The sequence below is a fragment of the Bifidobacterium dolichotidis genome (assembly GCF_003951975.1).
Taxonomy (GTDB): domain Bacteria; phylum Actinomycetota; class Actinomycetes; order Actinomycetales; family Bifidobacteriaceae; genus Bifidobacterium; species Bifidobacterium dolichotidis.
Map to the genome: position 1 here is coordinate 780,883 of NZ_QXGM01000001.1, position 18,176 is coordinate 799,058.

General features: G+C 46.9%; 14 protein-coding genes. 8 read left to right on the top strand and 6 right to left on the bottom strand.

The window, feature by feature from the left end; translation table 11 throughout:
• Positions 1-138 precede the first annotated feature (138 nt).
• The 8 genes from whiA to D2E26_RS02990 all read left to right on the top strand — a co-directional run bounded on the left by whiA (position 139) and on the right by D2E26_RS02990 (position 9,098).
• Positions 139-1,092, top strand: coding sequence for a DNA-binding protein WhiA (whiA, locus tag D2E26_RS02955; protein WP_125963176.1), 954 nt, complete (start codon positions 139-141; stop codon positions 1,090-1,092).
• A 132-nt stretch (positions 1,093-1,224) separates the two neighbouring features.
• Positions 1,225-2,430, top strand: coding sequence for a phosphoglycerate kinase (locus tag D2E26_RS02960; RefSeq protein WP_125963177.1), 1,206 nt, complete (start codon positions 1,225-1,227; stop codon positions 2,428-2,430).
• Positions 2,431-2,523: 93 nt separating this feature from the next.
• On the top strand, positions 2,524-3,327 hold the full coding sequence (gene tpiA, locus D2E26_RS02965; RefSeq protein ID WP_125963178.1) for a triose-phosphate isomerase: 804 nt from the start codon (positions 2,524-2,526) through the stop codon (positions 3,325-3,327).
• A 138-nt stretch (positions 3,328-3,465) separates the two neighbouring features.
• The gene (gene secG / locus D2E26_RS02970) at positions 3,466-3,768 is read left to right on the top strand and encodes a preprotein translocase subunit SecG (protein ID WP_125963401.1); all 303 of its coding nucleotides are present in this window, start codon (positions 3,466-3,468) and stop codon (positions 3,766-3,768) included.
• A 133-nt stretch (positions 3,769-3,901) separates the two neighbouring features.
• Positions 3,902-4,744, top strand: coding sequence for an HAD-IIB family hydrolase (locus tag D2E26_RS02975; protein ID WP_125963179.1), 843 nt, complete (start codon positions 3,902-3,904; stop codon positions 4,742-4,744).
• 881 nt (positions 4,745-5,625) lie between these two features.
• Complete coding sequence (locus D2E26_RS02980) at positions 5,626-7,230, top strand: aminotransferase class I/II-fold pyridoxal phosphate-dependent enzyme (protein WP_420897187.1); 1,605 nt, start codon at positions 5,626-5,628, stop codon at positions 7,228-7,230.
• Between the two features lie 365 nt (positions 7,231-7,595).
• Entirely contained in the window at positions 7,596-8,150 is a 555-nt protein-coding gene (locus D2E26_RS02985; protein ID WP_125963181.1) for a hypothetical protein, read from the top strand.
• Between the two features lie 138 nt (positions 8,151-8,288).
• Positions 8,289-9,098, top strand: a complete 810-nt coding sequence (locus tag D2E26_RS02990; RefSeq protein ID WP_125963182.1) for a hypothetical protein — start codon at positions 8,289-8,291, stop codon at positions 9,096-9,098.
• A gap of 1,664 nt (positions 9,099-10,762) precedes the next feature.
• On the opposite strand, the gene D2E26_RS02995 is transcribed toward D2E26_RS02990, so the two are convergent.
• The 6 genes from D2E26_RS02995 to D2E26_RS03020 all read right to left on the bottom strand — a co-directional run bounded on the left by D2E26_RS02995 (position 10,763) and on the right by D2E26_RS03020 (position 18,063).
• Positions 10,763-11,464 (bottom strand): 4'-phosphopantetheinyl transferase family protein, encoded by a 702-nt coding sequence (locus D2E26_RS02995; protein ID WP_164515837.1) that lies wholly within the window; start codon positions 11,462-11,464, stop codon positions 10,763-10,765.
• 365 nt (positions 11,465-11,829) lie between these two features.
• Entirely contained in the window at positions 11,830-12,555 is a 726-nt protein-coding gene (locus D2E26_RS03000; RefSeq protein WP_125963184.1) for an HAD hydrolase-like protein, read from the bottom strand.
• Between the two features lie 88 nt (positions 12,556-12,643).
• Positions 12,644-12,991 (bottom strand): RNA polymerase-binding protein RbpA, encoded by a 348-nt coding sequence (locus tag D2E26_RS03005; protein WP_125963185.1) that lies wholly within the window; start codon positions 12,989-12,991, stop codon positions 12,644-12,646.
• Between the two features lie 147 nt (positions 12,992-13,138).
• Positions 13,139-15,727, bottom strand: a complete 2,589-nt coding sequence (locus tag D2E26_RS03010) for a DEAD/DEAH box helicase (RefSeq protein ID WP_125963186.1) — start codon at positions 15,725-15,727, stop codon at positions 13,139-13,141.
• 52 nt (positions 15,728-15,779) lie between these two features.
• The gene (locus D2E26_RS03015; protein ID WP_125963187.1) at positions 15,780-16,097 is read right to left on the bottom strand and encodes a hypothetical protein; all 318 of its coding nucleotides are present in this window, start codon (positions 16,095-16,097) and stop codon (positions 15,780-15,782) included.
• A gap of 55 nt (positions 16,098-16,152) precedes the next feature.
• A complete protein-coding gene (locus tag D2E26_RS03020; RefSeq protein ID WP_125963188.1) occupies positions 16,153-18,063 on the bottom strand; it encodes a helix-turn-helix transcriptional regulator in 1,911 nt (636 codons plus the stop codon).
• Positions 18,064-18,176: the final 113 nt, after the last annotated feature.

The following is an 18,176-nucleotide window of genomic DNA, read 5'->3' on the forward strand; positions in this document are numbered from 1 at the left end:
CTCTACAGTTGGTCATATTTCTTGAGACTGCCTACTTTTTGTCCAACTCACTGAGTAAACCAGTATGGCGTAAAAAGGGCGACACGCCGACACTTATCTATCTAGCGCAGAGCATGTTTCACAACCCAGGAGGACTTTGTGACACTTCTCGATGAGGTCAAAAGCGAGCTATCTCGCATTGATGGCGAATCGTTATCGGTTCGTCAAGCTCAGGCTACGGCCATGATCCGTTTTGGCGGTGGCCTCCGTCTTGTGCAGCGCCAGATTCTCGTGCAGGCGAGCTTTGATTCACTTGACGCGGCACAGTGGCTGCAGAACGCAATTCATACGCTCTATGGTCATGAAGCACACCTGACGGAGATTGAACGTATGTCTCCGAACGGTCCAGTGCATCGTTACCAGGTAATTGTTGACCGTGGTGGCGCAGCATTGGCACTGCAAACCGGCTTACTGGATCGCCGTAAGCACGTGGTGCATGGCCTGCCAGCAGATATCGTCGAAGGTAATATTGCACAGATTAAGAGCGCATGGCGCGGTGCATTCCTTGCTCGTGGCGGTATTTCTGAGCCAGGTAAAGCCTCGTATATGGAAATTATTTGCCCAACGCAGGAAGCAGCTTTGGCACTTGTGAAAACTGCTCACCGTTTGGGTATTACTGCACATCCACGTCAGGTGCGTAGTTCGGAACGCGTCACGCTTAAGGACGCTGATGCTATTGAACGTATGCTCATTTTGATGGGCGCTCCTATGTCTTCTCGTGAGTGGACGGGCAAGCGTTCTGATGGTGAAGCACGTGGCAAGGCTAATAGGCTGGCCAACTTCGACGATGCTAATATGCGTCGTTCGGCAAAGGCTGCAGCAGAAGCTTGTGCCAAGGTTCGTCATGCATTCAGCTTCATGGGCGACGAGATTCCAGAAAACCTGCGTGCAGCAGGACAGCTGCGTCTTGATCATCCAGATGCAAGCCTTGAAGAACTCGGCCGTTTGGCAAATCCTCCGATTACGAAGGATGCAATTGCTGGTCGAATTCGTCGACTCTTGCAGCTGGCTGACAAAACTGAAAAGGCTCGAGCACGTCAAGCTCAACAATGACAAATAGATTCGCCCCGTCGCACAAAATGCGGCGGGGCGAAATCGTTCACGATACCCCGTACTATGCTGTGATATGGCATTAAGGGCCATTCCCCGTAACCATACGGTTGCGGACAGGAAAGGAATTACTACATGAAGACACTTAAGGATCTGGGCGACCTCAAGGGCAAGCGCGTGCTTGTCCGCGCCGACTTCAATGTCCCGCTGGACGGAACGACTATTACGGACGACGGCCGTATCAAGGCTGCTCTGCCAACGATTGAAGAGCTGCGTAAGGATGGCGCCAAGGTTATCCTCATGGCTCACCTTGGCCGTCCAAAGGGCAAGGTTGTTCCTGAGCTCTCGCTGGCTCCTGTGGCAAAGCGCCTCGGTGAGCTGCTGGGCTGCGACGTTGTGCTCGCATCCGACACCTACGGTGAGGACGCACAGGCTAAGGTCGCTGCAATGAACGACGGCGATGTTGTTCTGCTCGAGAACGTTCGTTTCAACCCAGAAGAGACGAGCAAGGACGAAGCTGAGCGCGCTGAGTACGCAAAGAAGATCGCTGCTCTCGGCGAAGTGTTCGTGTCCGATGGCTTCGGTGTTGTGCACCGTGCTCAGGGTTCGAACTACGACGTGGCTATGGACCTGCCTGCAGCAGCTGGCAAGCTCGTTGAGAAGGAAGTGTCGGCTCTGTCCCGCGCTGTCAACGATCCAGCTCGTCCACTGACCGTGGTGCTCGGCGGCTCGAAGGTCTCCGACAAGCTCGGCGTTATTGAGAACCTGCTCGACAAGGCTGACCGTCTCGTCATCGGCGGCGGCATGGTCTTCACGTTCCTCAAGGCTGAGGGCTACGAAGTTGGTACTTCGCTGCTCGAAGAGGATCAGCTCGAGAAGGTCAAGGGCTACATCGAGACGGCTAAGAAGAACGGCGTTGAGCTCGTGCTTCCTGTCGACATTGTTGTGAACAAGGGCTTCCCAGCAGGCGATACGCCAATCGATCCACAGGTCGTTCCTGCAGATCAGATCCCATCCGACATGATGGGTCTCGACATTGGTCCTGAGTCCTGCAAGCTGTTCCACGACAAGATCGTCGATTCGAAGACTGTTGTGTGGAACGGCCCAATGGGTGTGTTCGAGATTCCTCAGTTCGCTGAGGGTACCCGCGCTGTGGCACAGGCTCTTGTCGATGCAACGGCTGCTGGTGCATTCACGATCGTCGGCGGCGGCGACTCGGCTTCTGCAGTGCGTAACCTCGGTTTCCCTGAAGAAGGCTTCTCGCACATCTCCACGGGTGGCGGCGCTTCTCTCGAGTTCCTCGAGGGCAAGGTTCTGCCTGGCCTGAAGGTGCTCGACTAATTTGAGTGTGAGCCGTCCCAATTTCCAGCCCCATGCTGGGTTGGGACGGCTTTGTTTTTCTTTTGATTTATCTATGCCGGAAGGTGAGTAGTCATGGCGTCGCCTAATGAGCGCGTTCCTATGGTCGCTGGCAATTGGAAAATGAATTTCGACCATCGAGAGGCCACAGCGTTCGTACAAAAACTCTGTTGGAATCTGAAGAACCGCAAGTTCCGCTATGACAAATGCGAAGTTGCATTATTCCCTTCGTTTACTTCTTTGCGCAGCCTGCAAGTATTAGTTGATTCTGATCGCTTGAAGATTCACTACGGTGCGCAAACTGTTTCGGTTACCTCCCAGGGTGCATTTACTGGCGATGTTTCTGCCGATATGTTGGCAGCACTCGGTTGCCACTACGTTATTGTTGGTCACTCGGAACGTCGTAAGTACCATCCAGAAGATGATGCCAATATTGTTGACCAAGTGCGTGCAGTGCTGGCTGATGATATGGATCCAATTCTGTGCGTTGGCGAAAGCTTTGAAGAGCGCCGCCAAGGTATTGAGCTCGACTTCGCAGTTGGCCAGGTCCATGATGTAACACGTGATCTTTCTGATGAAGAAGCTGCACGACTGATTGTGGCATATGAACCAGTTTGGGCAATTGGTACTGGCATGGTGGCCACGCCACAATCAGCACAAGATGCAGCACATGCTATTCGCGAGAGCATTCGTCAACGATTTGGTGACAAGGTCGCGAATACGATGCGCGTGCTCTATGGTGGTTCGGTTACGTCGAAGAATGCTGTTGAGCTGATTGGGGAGCCAGATGTTGATGGCTTCTTAATTGGTGGCGCAGCCCTTGATGTTGATGAACTCACGACGATTTGCATGCAAACGCTCAACGCAACATCGCGCTGATAAGAAGTAATACGAGGCATTTTATTGTCTGACCATGCTCTAGCACATGAGCACAAGACACTTGCATGATGAAAATAAAGCAAAAATTGTGCAATTTGCACATGCTTTTTACAAGACAGTGCAGCGGAATTCTTGATTATGCGCTATGGTAAAGGCAGAAACACACAACACTGGAGGTTCCAAGTGGGCACACTTGCTGTCGTCAAACTCGTTTTGCAGATTCTGCTCGTAGTCTTGAGCTTGCTGCTCACCTTACTGATCCTTATGCATAAGGGTAAGGGCGGCGGCCTTTCCGACATGTTCGGTGGCGGCTTGACGCAGAACGCAGGTTCGTCTGGTGTAGCTGAAAAGAATTTGAACCGCTGGACAGTGATTATTGCACTGATCTGGGCTGCCATTATTATTACGCTTGGCCTGTTCATCAAGTTCAACCTCGGCTGACACTTGCACAATTCGTAAATCCCGCAGATAATTTCTGCGGGATTTTTTTATTGTGTTTTATTTCATCTCGAATAACTTCAGTAGGCGTTGTACAATTTGATGCGAGATATAGGAAAAAGGGAGATTTTCCAGAATGCATCAGCATGTGCTTGACCCAACGCAAATGGTTGTCGCTGATTTGGATGGAACGCTATTACACGATGCCGCTACGTTTGAGCAGCGTGATTTATCACTGATGAGTGAGCTCGTAATAAATGAGTTGCATCGTCAACATATTCCATTCGCTATCGCAACTGCTCGTCCGGTCTCAACTGCTATGCGATTTGTTGAACGACTTCAGCCTGATGCATGTGTGTACCTCAATGGCGCACTTATCGATTTCGATCCTGCTCATTCCACAACCGATATGTTGAATCAGCAGGCAGATGCATTACCAGATACTGCGAAACTTATTGGCTTCCCATCCGATGAAGCAGCGAAGCTATGCTTGCAGATGCTTGATGTTTTTCCTGATCTGGAAATAGGCATCGTCATGAATGATGTGCGATACACGTCATTCGATCTGACGAAGTATTGGACTGATCAAGATTGGCAATACACTGACTTCACTGATATTCCTCAGGGAACAGCAGCGAAGATTATCATCTTCCCGAAGCCAGATCAGTGGGAGCCACTCCAGGCGATGATCCCAGATGATATGGATGTACATATTTCTGAAGGCATCCTGCTGATGATTACTCATCGTGATGCCAGCAAGGAGCATGCACTCAAACTTGTCGCCAATCATTTCTCATTAAAAGAAAGTCGCATGGTTACTTTCGGCGATGATTTGATTGACATTAATATGATGCGTGATTCTGGCCGAGGTATTGCAGTTGCGAATGCAGTGCCTCAGGTACTTCGCATTGCAGATGAAATCTGTGCACCGAATAATGAAGATGGTGTTGCACAGTGGATCCACGGCCACCTGCTATAAAAAACAAAACTTCGTTTCGCCCCTCGTTCGTTAGAATCGTTTCTACGCAACCGAGCAAAATCTGATGCACTACCAAGTAGAGTGCACCGAATTTGCATCGGCGATCACGAACGAGGGGAGTGGAGCTCATCCCTTATTCTGTTCCTACTCTTCTGTGATCTTGAACTATTTCATGCTCCATAGTCTTTATGTTCTTGAACCTATTCACACATCGTCTTCTTTGTACTATTGAACTTATACGTGCTTCATTCTTTTGTGTGTTGCTGAATGATCTTAAATTCATCATTCCCATTCTTGGATCGCTATACTCATCCACATATTCTGAACTCACATATATTTTGAACTTGTTCAGATTCACACTCTTATATTGAACTCTCTCAACTGCATCTTATCTTGAACTGTATTGAACTATCTCTACTATATCTAAATTGAACTTCAGTTCAAATAGTGTCCTATTTCGTTCTTGAACCGATCTAATTGGGTGCTGATGTTTAGTTCAGAATGTGTGCTTATTCGTATTACGTATATGTTTACTTACCATACTAATTATGAACTATAGGGTACGTACGCATTCCGTACTAAATTGAACTCACATCCCACAGGTAGAGAGAAGTTCAATGGCTACTGTGCAAGTACCTCTATGTCTATGGCGACTCCGCAAATTACAAGGGTCTAAAACTGTATGAATTCTGTGGAATATAGGGTAGGGTGGCCCCTTCATGTATTACGATCGTTCATATAACGAGCCAACACGCTTTGAACTAAAAATAGTTCAATATTGAACTTGTGCTGTGCTACAGTGTCCGGTACAGAGTTCAACACGGTTCCTCAACTGAAGTGAGTTCAAGATGACTGCTTTTCATAATCGCTTGTTACAAGCAATGAGCGACGCACATATGCGCCAAATTGATATCGTGCATCACGCACAGCAAGCAGGAATTAAACTAGGCAAGAGTCACATCAGCCAGTATGTCAGTGGCAAGAGTATCCCTCGTACAGAGATTATGAACTTCCTTGCTGATACGCTTCACGTTGATGCTACCTGGCTTCGAGGTGATTCAGAGGGTTCAACAGAAGTTCAAAATGATATTGAACCAACTGAGTTCAACGATGAATCTACAGAATTGAACCAAACTGAACCAGAAATTGAACCAATAGGACAAGGAACTGAACTGGATCAAGAATTGAACTCTGAACAGAATACTTATTCTGAACCACAACAGCAGTACGATATGCAGCAACCATCGAGCACAACAGTCAAGGAGACTAGGATGCGCACGTTTAACAAATCAAAGAAGCTTGATCATGTATTGTATGACGTTCGCGGTCCTGTTGTGCAGGAAGCTGCACGCATGGAAGCTGCTGGTACAAACGTGCTGAAGTTGAACATCGGTAACCCAGCACCTTTCGGATTCCGCACACCAGATGAAGTAGTGTACGATATGTCGCAGCAGCTGACCGAATCGGAAGGCTATTCGGATTCCAAGGGACTGTTCTCTGCACGTAAGGCAATTATGCAGTATGCGCAGATTAAGGGTCTGCCTAACGTCACGATTGACGGTATTTATACGGGCAATGGTGTTTCCGAGCTGATTAATTTGAGTATGTCTGCTTTGCTCGATAACGGTGACGAAGTGCTCGTGCCAAGTCCTGATTATCCTTTGTGGACCGCATGTGTGACGCTGGCTGGCGGTAAGGCCGTGCACTACACCTGTGATGAGCAGTCGGATTGGTATCCAGATATTAATGATATGCGTGCCAAGATTACGGATAAGACGAAGGCCATCGTCATTATTAATCCAAATAACCCAACGGGTGCGCTGTATCCAGAAGAAGTGCTGCAGCAGATTGTGAATGTGGCACGCGAACACCAGCTCATGATCTTCTCCGATGAGATTTATGATCGCTTGGTGATGGATGGTCTGAAGCACACGTCTATTGCAGCCATGGCTCCGGATCTGTTCTGTGTGACCTTCTCTGGCCTGTCGAAGTCGCATATGATTGCTGGCTACCGCATTGGTTGGATGATTCTGAGTGGTAACAAGCGCATAGGCCGAGACTATATTGAAGGTCTCAACATGTTGACGAATATGCGTATCTGCTCGAACGTGCCAGCACAGTCGATTGTGCAGACAGCATTGGGCGGCCATCAGAGTGTGAATGATTATATTGTGCCTGGCGGTCGTATTTATGAACAGCGTGAATTCATTTACGAAGCATTGAACTCAATCCCTGGTATTACTGCAGTCAAGCCAAAGGCTGCGTTCTATATCTTCCCGAAGATTGATACAAAGCGCTTCAACATTACTGATGATGTACAGTTCGCGTTGGATCTGCTGCGTGATGAGAAGGTACTCGTTGTGCAAGGTACCGGTTTCAACTGGCACGAGCCAGATCACTTCCGTGTGGTCTACTTGCCTCGAGTTGAAGTACTGAGCAACGCTGTTGGCAAGCTGCGTCACTTCTTCGATGGCTATCATCAGTAAAACGCTACGAAGTAACGTTGGTCTGCGAGTCTTTCAAATCAGTGTTACGAATTAGTGCCTCAGGCCAGTGGTATAAGTCAAATCCTTGAACAGTCGATAACACGATTTGTCTTAAAAACTGACGTTAATTTAGGTGCGCCAGTGCATTCATGATAAACAGGATATAAGAGTGCATTGGCGCACCTGTTATTTTCTGTACCGATGTTCGGGAAATTCTCAGTCGCGCACATGAACGAGGGGAGCGCGACATGAAGCGGTTCTTACAACAAGCGAGATCAACACGGATCATAATCAGTTGTGTTGTAATCGTTGCACTTGTTTGCGCTGTTGTTGCAACATTACTCGTTCATGATCATCAAGTTGAAATGCTTGAACAAGCACAGCAATCATGTGTGCAGGCTGTACAAAATCGCGAAACTCAGATCGATAACTATTGGAATATTAATTCATCGAAAAAAGTCAGCGAGGCAAACCGAAATACAAAACTTGATGTCAGTGATCCCGCAGTTATTGATGACTTTATGCGCATTAAATCAGAAACAGCACCGCAAGCAGAAGGTACCTGCTATGCGACTTCAACAGCAGAATTGCTAGAAATTGCTGCTCGCTACAACACTGCAGCACAATGGTATGAGCAGCAAGCCAAGCGCATCACTGAACAAGCTGGCAAAATACTGAAATCCAAAGAACAGAAAACGCTTGATGATCTGAAGGCCCAGGTCAATGATCTCCTCAGCCAAGCAAAAGATCTTGCTGCCTCAGCTCAGGATAACCAGGTGAACAGCGCTGCGATTGCGCAACTCAACAAAGCTATTCAAGATGCATTGCAAGCTGATGCCACTCGCAATATTGAAGCAGCTCGTGCAACAGTTCAGAATTTGCAGCATGCGATACAAGCTGCAGAAAATAGCTTGAACTAATAAATGCTAGTTAATGAAATGCAAGTCTAAAGACGAAATACAAATCTTTCTCTCAATAATATGCAGTCAACAATCGTTTGTATGGTGGTAGCTGTTCATAGCCATTCACGTGAACACGATAGAGAGAAGAGATAACTGATGTCTGACGAACAGTCAGAAAAGAAAAAACATAGTCGCCTATTTTTTATTGTGGCTATTATCGCGATAATAGTATGCGTACTCATACACTCTCGCTTTTCTCAAGCTCGGACATCCTGCAATGAAGCACGAGAACTCGTACAACAGCAACAGTCCGCTTTTGACGACGCGTTGAGTTCAGATCAAGTTACTCAAGCATCTGAAACAGACAAAGATCAAGTTCAAGATCCTAAGCTGATAGATAGTTTCAACAAGATAAGTACTAGCTCTGTTTCTGACGAAAAAATAATAGAGTGTAATGCCTCCTCAACGAAACAACTCAAAAATCAAGAGAGTCAGTTACGTAAGCAAGCAGACCGAATAAAACAACAGACTCAAAATCTTAATGATAGCGCAAATAAGGTTATTAAATCACGCGATGCAAAGTTCGTCGAAGATATGCATAATCAAGTGCAGGCTAAGATTAGAGAAGCACAAAGCTTACTCGACCAATCGAATGGCAAAGTGACCGAGGAACAAACTCGTCAGGATCTTCAAGAATATCTGAAGCAAGCAGATCAGCCTTCCGCCTATAAGGATGAGGATGCTACAGATAAAACTATTGAGGAAATCAGCGTACGCATGAAGCTTGTCGAAGATAGCATGCAGGTCTACGAAGATCAGCAAAAAGCACAGGCACAAGCACCAGCGCCAAGCGGAACTAGTGGGGCTCCAACTACATCAGGATCAGGAAGTAGCTCCTATTCATATTCTGGCGGTCATCATCATTTCCATTTCCATATTCATCACCATCACCATCATTGGCTCTAATTCATAATGATCCGCTCGATAACAACAGCAGGGTAGTAGCTATTTGAAGACTCGCCTATGATCTGAAGGCGACGGTTACCTTCGCTCTTTGCTGACTGAGCATATAAGAGAAAAATAGAGTACATCATAACTAAGGCATGCAGTTTAACTGTGTGCCTTTTTTATATCCGTAAGTGCCCGTCGCCAAACTCATGATGTATATCTGACATAACATTATGCATGGTTCAAAACAATAGTTATGTAGAGCTGAAACGACACCTGGTATTTACGGTTTTAGAGCTTATTTTTGCAGTTCGTCAGAAACGATTGAGAGAAATAACCTTAAGATAGACGTATAATTATAGGTCTAAAACGACGTTTCTTAGAATCGTTTCTGACGAACTTTTGAAGAAATCGGAAAAACTACCTGATATGCATTGAGCCAGATATTTCATAGCAGAAATACGAATTGAGGAATTCCATCAGCAATGATGAATCTCAACGATGCAAGATATCGAGCAAGAATAAAACCTAGCACAGAATAAACCTGGCGCAGTATGCAGCAGCATGAGCAATGTGTCTCAACAGAATTATGCAAAGACAACAACATGGTTGTCATATCAAATCTGTAGCAATATATGAATAAGTATCCGAGCAATATTTGTATCTAAGCATTGAATCCACAGGAACCGGCGGAATGAATATAGTACATATGGATGGATCATGGGGAGTACAAATCACGCTTTATCCGGATCCAATAATTACTAATCTGACATAACGTACATTATCGGATATTTATATATATCTTTATAAGGGTACTTTCTAGGTACTCTTATACCTATATTTATGGCTTCGTTTCTTAGAATCGTTTCTGACGAACTTATCGGTATTCAACATAATCGTTGATGCAGAGACATTTCTGTTATACAGATTTCAATGCAGCTTCACAGTAATGCACGTATGGAACTTTGCGCATCAATATAAGATCCACATACTCAAAGCTTTAATCTTAAGATCCATTTACTCGATGCTTTAATCTACTGAATATTCAAGCGACCAATCAGAATTACAGATCTTTAGCTTTTTTGAGCTTTCAGTGCTGTACCTGTAGAGTTCTACCTCCAGATGCTTGTCTAATTTCTTACGTCTTTTGCTTAGGCATTTTTCATAGCATCGTTTCAATGACTGATCCTGAACAATAATCTCGCTGACATACCTGGTGTAAATGCATCTTTTTGGAGCTTGAATGCCACTACCCTCATTTACTTATTCATAGGTAATCGTTATGTCAGATTTATTGTTTTTAACTTTATCAAGGCAACAATCGGCAGGTCGGATAATCGCACAGTATTTCAAGATATATATATAGGATCCATTTTGAATGTCGGTGTGAAAAACAGAGTATACAAGAGGTTTAGCTCATCCAATGCTAAGGCTTCTTTTCAGAGGTTGTTCGCGAGGACTTCCCTATTCATGGCGCTAGATACTATCAGAATTCCGCCCTAGTATTAGTACTCCCCTCGTCCATCTACTTGACAATCTATATACAGCATTCTTCTAGGTACTTACGAAAAGAATCGGCTTCTTCTTTTTACTATTTATATACATTTATTTACGTATTAGATGCGTATATTTTTCGACTAATGTACGCATTTATACTGAAGAGTATCACTGCTAAGCACTCATCAATACTGCGACAGCATTTCTAGGAAATGCGCCAAGTCCTGGGCAGAGACCCACCGTACATACGTTTGATCACGAGCACAAACTGCAAGATAATATGGGGAATCGATGGTGTGATATTCCGTTATGTGGAATCCGCTACTTTGCTGCTTAATAACACCGTGATCAATGAGATTGTATTTATTTGTACTGGATGTAACGCCTTCTCCTAACGCCTTAACGAAGGCCTCTTTGCATACCCAAATACGTGTTAAAGCATCCTCTTTATGCTCAGCACTCTCTACATACCGCAGCTCTGCTGAGCTCAGTGCTTGCGATAGATCAACATTTGCTTCGCTAACTTCATGAACATCGATGCCAATTGCATAGTTAGAAAAGGCACATGCAACTGCTTGGCTGCAATAACTGATATTAAAATGAAACTCGGTGCAGTGTTTAAAATACGGTTTATTGTGAGCATTATATGCTATCTCGGGAATACATAATTTCCCTTTATTATCGTAAAGCCCATATAGTAATAACACACGAGAGAGCAGCCAAAGCTGTTTAGCTTGGGTGTGCTGTAGCGCTTCGTATTTCCTAAGTTCCGCTGGTGGCACCTTATTTCTAAAGCATTCCAAAATGTCTATCAGAGTACATCGCTGGCTGAGTTCTTCGAAATCATCAAAAAGATAGACAAGCGAATGGGATAAATGTAAGTGCATTCTTCGATTCCTTGTCTCATACAATAAAAGCAGTATCGCGAGTTGCGATCTGACTCGAAGATAACACTGAAGATCCATGTACCGCTACTATGACTGGCACAAATCTTAATGGATGAACATAGATCGCACGAAGTATAGATCTCATGAAATGCATATACAAAAAGCCAGTACGGATTAACACGAAATAATTCGAGAATCCGTACTGGCTTACATCATTTTTGAGGAACAACAGTCGCCCTTAAGGAATAACTACTCAAGGTACTGAAGCACGCATACTCTAGGAAAGTATTTACCCCGAAACCTCATTTACCACGGGAATATATTTATCCCGAGATCATGCCTCCTCCGATATATCTGACCGCAGATCAGTGCTGCTCGTCGTTGAAGTATTCGTTGACGGCATCCGAAAGCTCATCGGTGGTTTCGATAATGCGATACACACCGTGCTCCTTGAGCTCACCTGGTTCCGCATAACCCCAGCCGCAGCCCAAGCAATCGATATCGCATGCCTTTGCACCATCGGCGTCGGTCCAACGATCGCCGACCATAAGAGCACGGTCACCCTTTGCAGCATCCCAGCCAAGCGACTCGAATGCGTAGCGGATAACCTGATCCTTATCAATACGCGAGTTATCGCGGCTTGCGCCGTAGACTTCGTCAACCAGATCGGTCAAACCGAAGTGCTCGCAAATTGGCTTTGCCTGATATTCAGGCTTGCAGGTTGCGACGACGACGGTGTAACCGTCAGCGCGCATCTTCTCAAGCTGCTCCTTAATTCCTGGGTACACCGTGTTGTACAGGTTGCCAGGAACCAGATGACCTGGATCGTTAGGATCATCGAACGTTGGTTCTTCACTGTAGTAGTGACGATAAATGCGAACAGCTTCATCAAGCTTATCTGCAGGAATTCCGTTACGCTTCATCGACTCGCTAATTGCAGGACCAATAAAACGCTGCAGCTCTTCATCATCAGGTACTGGGCAGCCAACTGCCTTAAACGCCTTAACTACACAACCAATAATTCCAGCATCAGACTTCGTTAACGTACCATCAAGATCCATCAAGACAACGCGCATTGGATGCTCTGCCATGGGTAGCACTCCCCTTTAATTTCTTTTTTGTACATAGAATAAGACTCCTTGAGCAGTTGCTGCATTCAAGGAGTCTATAAGCGAAAAATCACTCGTAATCTGGGAACCAACCCTCGTGATGCATCTTCAGACGCTTCTTCAACACTGCGTCAAGCTCTTCCATGCTTCGACGCTCGAGCAACATATCCCAGTGCGAACGAGTTGGCTTTGCAATTTCGTTTGCATCTTTATCATCGGCGTTCTCACGATGCGCTACCGAACCGCAGCGGCACTCCCACTCTGCAGGGAGATCAACGCCCTCAGCAAACGGCAGGATTGTACGGTGACCCTTTTCGCAAACGTAGGCCACTTCCTGACGAGCTGCAAACTCAACGTTATCATCGCTTTCCAAAGATTTGGCACCGATGCTCATTCCACGCAGGCTGCGCTCTGCCATTGCTTCCTCCTCATGATTAAACTTGCTTACCTAACGTACAAAACAGTTGGGACGTCTTATATATTCCCGCTTTTGTACTTCAGAACATTTTTATTTCTGTTGTTAGGCACTTATCTGTCAAAATTCAACAAATGCTATTCCGTGCTGTCAGTCAACACCCGAATAGGCAACAATACCGCGGTTCACAAAGTCGTATGCTTCATGAGCCACATCAGCAATATGTTGCTCATCTTCTGGCATATAGCTTTGAGCCACTGCAATTTGCTGCAAAACATCAGCTAAACGTTTAGCGGTTCGTACGAAGTCACCACCGGTTAATTCGCTATTGTGCAATACTTCAGCCAGCGACTTACCAGAAGCCCACTCGTAGATCACATCAGAAATACCAAAGTCCAGCATTGGCAGATCTGACTTCACATTCTCATCTTCGCACATCATGTTCAGACGAGTATCAAGCAACTTCAAATCGGTAACGGCTTCCGACACACGGCCATAAGGGCCACCTGGATAATAGCGAGGCTCACCGCCAGCGCCACGACGTGCTTCGTACACGATTGACGAGAGCACACCCGCCAATTCAGCAGGCTTCAACTCATCAAACACATGCTGCTCAATTGCTTCAGCAAGCAGCAAGTCACGTTCACTATAAATACGACGCAGCAGCTGACCGCGCTCAGTCAACACATAATCGCGCTGGCCCTTCGTCTCGGTCTGCTCCAAATAGTTAAGCTTCGTCAACACCGAGCAAATGCGATCAAACTGACGAGCCACCGAACCTGTACGTGACTCATAGCGATCCTTAATGCGCTCAAGTTCACGCATTTCACGAGCCCAACGATGACCCCAACGCATATGCTGATCGAAATCAGGGCATTCATGTGCAGGATGCTCAGCTTCTTGCTGCTTCAACTTTGCAATACGAGCATCGAGCTGACGATAAGCGCGGCTACGTGCAGCGTTATCTTCGAACTCCCTATGCTTCAGGTTCTTACGTTCATGCTTCTGCAGATCCGACAACTGCATACGAATGCGCATCAGATCAGCAATATCGCCATGCTCACACTTAAAAGCCTTCTCATAGCCGCGCAATGAATTCTCAATGCGCTGCATATCAGCTTCCAAGCGCCACGATGACTCATTGGCTTCCCACTGAGCAAACGAGTGATCCAGCGTCGTACGAGCCATCTCGTAATCACTGGAGTTCAGCAGATTGACTGCCATATTGAAGGTTGGCTTGAAGCTCGAGTGTAGTGGGTACACACGCTTACTCGACAGTGCTGCAGCAACTTCTGGCTTAAAGCCGCGATAATCAACGACCACGGCATGGCCGATCGTATCGATGCCTCGACGACCAGCACGACCAGTCAGCTGCGTATACTCACCAGGAGTCAGACCAACAATGCCCGTGCCATCATACTTTTCCAGCTTTTCGAGTACCACGGAGCGAGCTGGCATATTAATACCCAAAGCCAGTGTCTCGGTTGCAAACACAACCTTGACCAAGCCTTCTTCGAACAGGCGCTCAACAATCTGGCGGAACAGTGCGACCATACCGGCATGGTGTGGTGCAAAGCCCTGCTCAAGCGCATAACGGAACCTTGCAAAATGCAGCGTCTTCAAATCATCATGCGTAAGCTGGCCAACTATCATATCGTCAACAATCTCGCGAATACGACGAGCTTCGTCATCAGTCGTCAGTTGCAGGCCCGCACTTAAGCAGTGCTCAACAGCTTCATCGCAACCATTACGCGAGAAAATAAAGTAAATAGCAGGCAGCAAATCAAGGAAGTTTAATTCATCAACGACTGCCCAACGCTTTGGCACATAACGATCGGCACGTGGACGGTGTCCATGCTTATCTAAGCGATAGCCCTTCTTACGATGGTAAGGACGCCCACTTGCAGCGCGACGCTCAGCACGCCTATCGAACTCATCAATACGAGCAACTAAACGGCCATTAATCTTCGTCGTCTGCTGACCCTTATCGTTAAAACGATACAGATCAAACAGTTCTGGCTCAGTCTTTGGATCTTTCTGAATAATAACGTGCTGTTCAAGTGGCACAGGGCGATGCTCAGAAACAACAAGCTTCGTCTCGCCACGAACCGACTCAATCCACTTAGCAAAGTCCTCAACGTTAGAAACTGTTGCCGAAAGGCCAACAATCTTCACGCTCTTTGGCAAGTGAATAATAACTTCTTCCCAAACAGGTCCACGGAACTTGTCGGCAAGGAAGTGCACCTCATCAAGCACCACAAACTGCAGTGCTTCCAACGTTGATGAGTGTTCGTACAGCATGTTACGCAACACTTCGGTTGTCATAACAACAATGTCGGCTTCAGAATTGATTGACGTATCGCCAGTTAATAAACCGACCTTATCAGCGCCATAAATAGCAACGAGATCATGATATTTCTGATTACTCAATGCCTTAATTGGCGTTGTATAGAACGTTTTAACATTGCGTTGCTGTGCCAAATAAACAGCAAAATCAGCAACAACAGTTTTACCTGCGCCAGTAGGAGCTGCAACAAGCACATTCTTGCCCTGCTCCAGCGCTTCATTAGCTTGCGTTTGGAACTCATCAAGTTCAAACGGCATAGTCTGAGCAAACTCGTAGGCCACAGATCGGCGCTGCTGCTTCACTTTTTGGAAACGCTGGTAACGCTCTGCCGGGCTTTCTTCAATTGGTTCTTCAGAAGTTTGCGATACTTTGTGTCGACGATGTCGAGTCATGAGTTCTTACGCATTCCATCGGGGGCTTAAGATTCGTAGAGAACCTCAAGTTTCAGTTATTAAATTCTTCCCACTGCTGCCACGTTTCGACGTGACGCATGTGCTTGTTGTGCTTGCGACGCAGCACTTCTGCATGTGCCTGCGCGTACCTATCAGATGCTACCTGCAATGGCTGGGTGAAAATAGCTGGCTCAGTAGCCTCTTCAGTATCGTCATGATCTTGGAGTACTGCTGCACGTTTGGCAACTTGATTACCTAACGCCGATGCCAAACGTGCTGCATGGATTGCCTTGCGGATTGCATAAATGCAGCCAATTACGAGCATTGCAAGCCAGAATGCTGCAAGTACGAGCCAAATCCACCAGGGCATAACATCTCCTTGAGCTTGGAACAAGTGACAATACGCGATTATCAGAACGCTACTGTCAGTTCTTGTTCTGGGACTCCTCAGACACGGTCAGTTCACGCGTTGCACGGGCCACGATCATAGAACGCAGCGTCTCAGGTGCTACGGCCAGAATATGACGAGCATGAGAAATGCAGAATGCAACGAACCAAGAATCCGACTGAACAGTCAGATGGACCTTTTCGCCTTCACCGCATGGTTCTACATCAGCGTCTGGCAGCGACTTAATGAACTCCAGATGAGGCTGATCAGTAATGAACACAGCAGACGTGCCGTTATCAACAGCCCAACGACGCAGCTCGCTGACCGAAACATCTGGAATCTGAGGTTCAGACGTTGGCTCAACAATACGAGCATGTTCAATACGAGCCAGTCGCAGTACGCGCCACACGCGTGGTTCACCAGTGACCTTGTTCACACCATTGACCTTGTGAACCAGATTCTTGACGTTCTTTGGAGCAACGTCTTCAATATCAGACCACAGTGCTGCGTAGTAAACGCCCTCGTCAACGAAGATCTTTGCTGGAGCAACAAGCGTGTGCACGAGCGAACCAGCACCATCGCGGAACTCAACGTCCAGCAGTGCGTGGTTGTCAATTGCCGACTTTACTACCGAGAAGCTCAGTGGCTCTGCTTCGTAGCTCGTCAGGCTCAGCCATGGCGTGTCACCTGGCTTAACGTAATGACGCATACGCTCGTTGAGCGATGCAGCCTGAGCACGCTGCTCAGCAGGCAGAAGCCTCGAGTGTGCCAAATAGTGCACCGAAGCCGTCAACATACTCATATACTGAGGCGAAACACCAGCAAGGCGCTCCAAACCCAGCGAGTTCGTTGCCGACACAATACCTTCAGCATCAAGCAGCGACCAGTCAATATCGAAGAACTGGGAGCCTGCCATCTCGCCATCGTCAGAGACAGTTGTCAACGTATTAATGTCCTTGTGAATTGTGTTCACGGACTTACGCAGATCATCTTCCGAACGTGGCTTACCAATAAAGCGAACAGCCAGCTCATCGAGCGAATATTCTTCGCCAAGGTGAGCTGAAAGGAACAGCATCAGGCGCAGACGGCGATCAACTTCGCTACCTGTCTGGAACGAGTTCTTCTTCTGATGCGTCTTTGGCGTATCGTCATCGATGTCATCATCATCGGTAACAGCCTTAGCAAACACTGTTGCGCTCGAATTACCCTTCGTCTCATCAGCAAGCACAATATTGCTTGCAGCACGCAGACGACGGTTATATGCGTCAACAGCCTCTTGTGGGCTCACAATGTGCGTATTTGGATGTTCGAGCAAGAACATGGCCAAATCATCGGAGTCCGAGTATGCAACGTTCAGCAATTCACCGTCGACCATAACCTTTGCGGCGAAACGACGGGAATCAATCTCCTTGACCAGAGCCTCTGGAATAGGCTGCGTACCCAAACCAGGAGCGATCGAGTCGAGGCCGAGGCCTGGAACTGGAGTCTGTGGAACGCGAGGAGCCGTACGCGACACATGCTGTGGCTCTGGCTCGTCTTCCATAGAAGAAATCGAAACGGAACGTGCCAAATAATTGGCTGCAGCGAGAACAGGAAGATCTTCTGGCTGGAACTGCAGGCGAATACGTGGCTCGCTACCGAGTTGCAGACGGTACGAAGCGAAGTCCTGACCTTCGGACTTCGACGAGTACTCAGGCTGTCGAGATTCGATTGCAATACCCATAGCCGCGAGCTTGGCGCGGTCACGTTGGAATTGCTTAGCAAAAGCAGCCTTTGCTGCCTGATCTGCGAGTTCGCCATAAGAATCGGCATACGCCTTAACGCGTTGCGCAATCTGGCGTGAAGTGAGCCATTGTGGGAACGCGGAAGACAATACTGCCAGCACATCAAGTTCGTGTTTGCCCCACTTATCGGAGAAGCGGCGCCTTCCGTTACTTCCTTCTGCCATTAAGTCCTACCGTATCGTTATTGTTCTAAACAACTGTGCGTTGATGCACGTAACTGCTTATCTATCATAGTGCGTTTTGCGCTGCCATGTTTCAATTTCAGAGAATTTCGCGA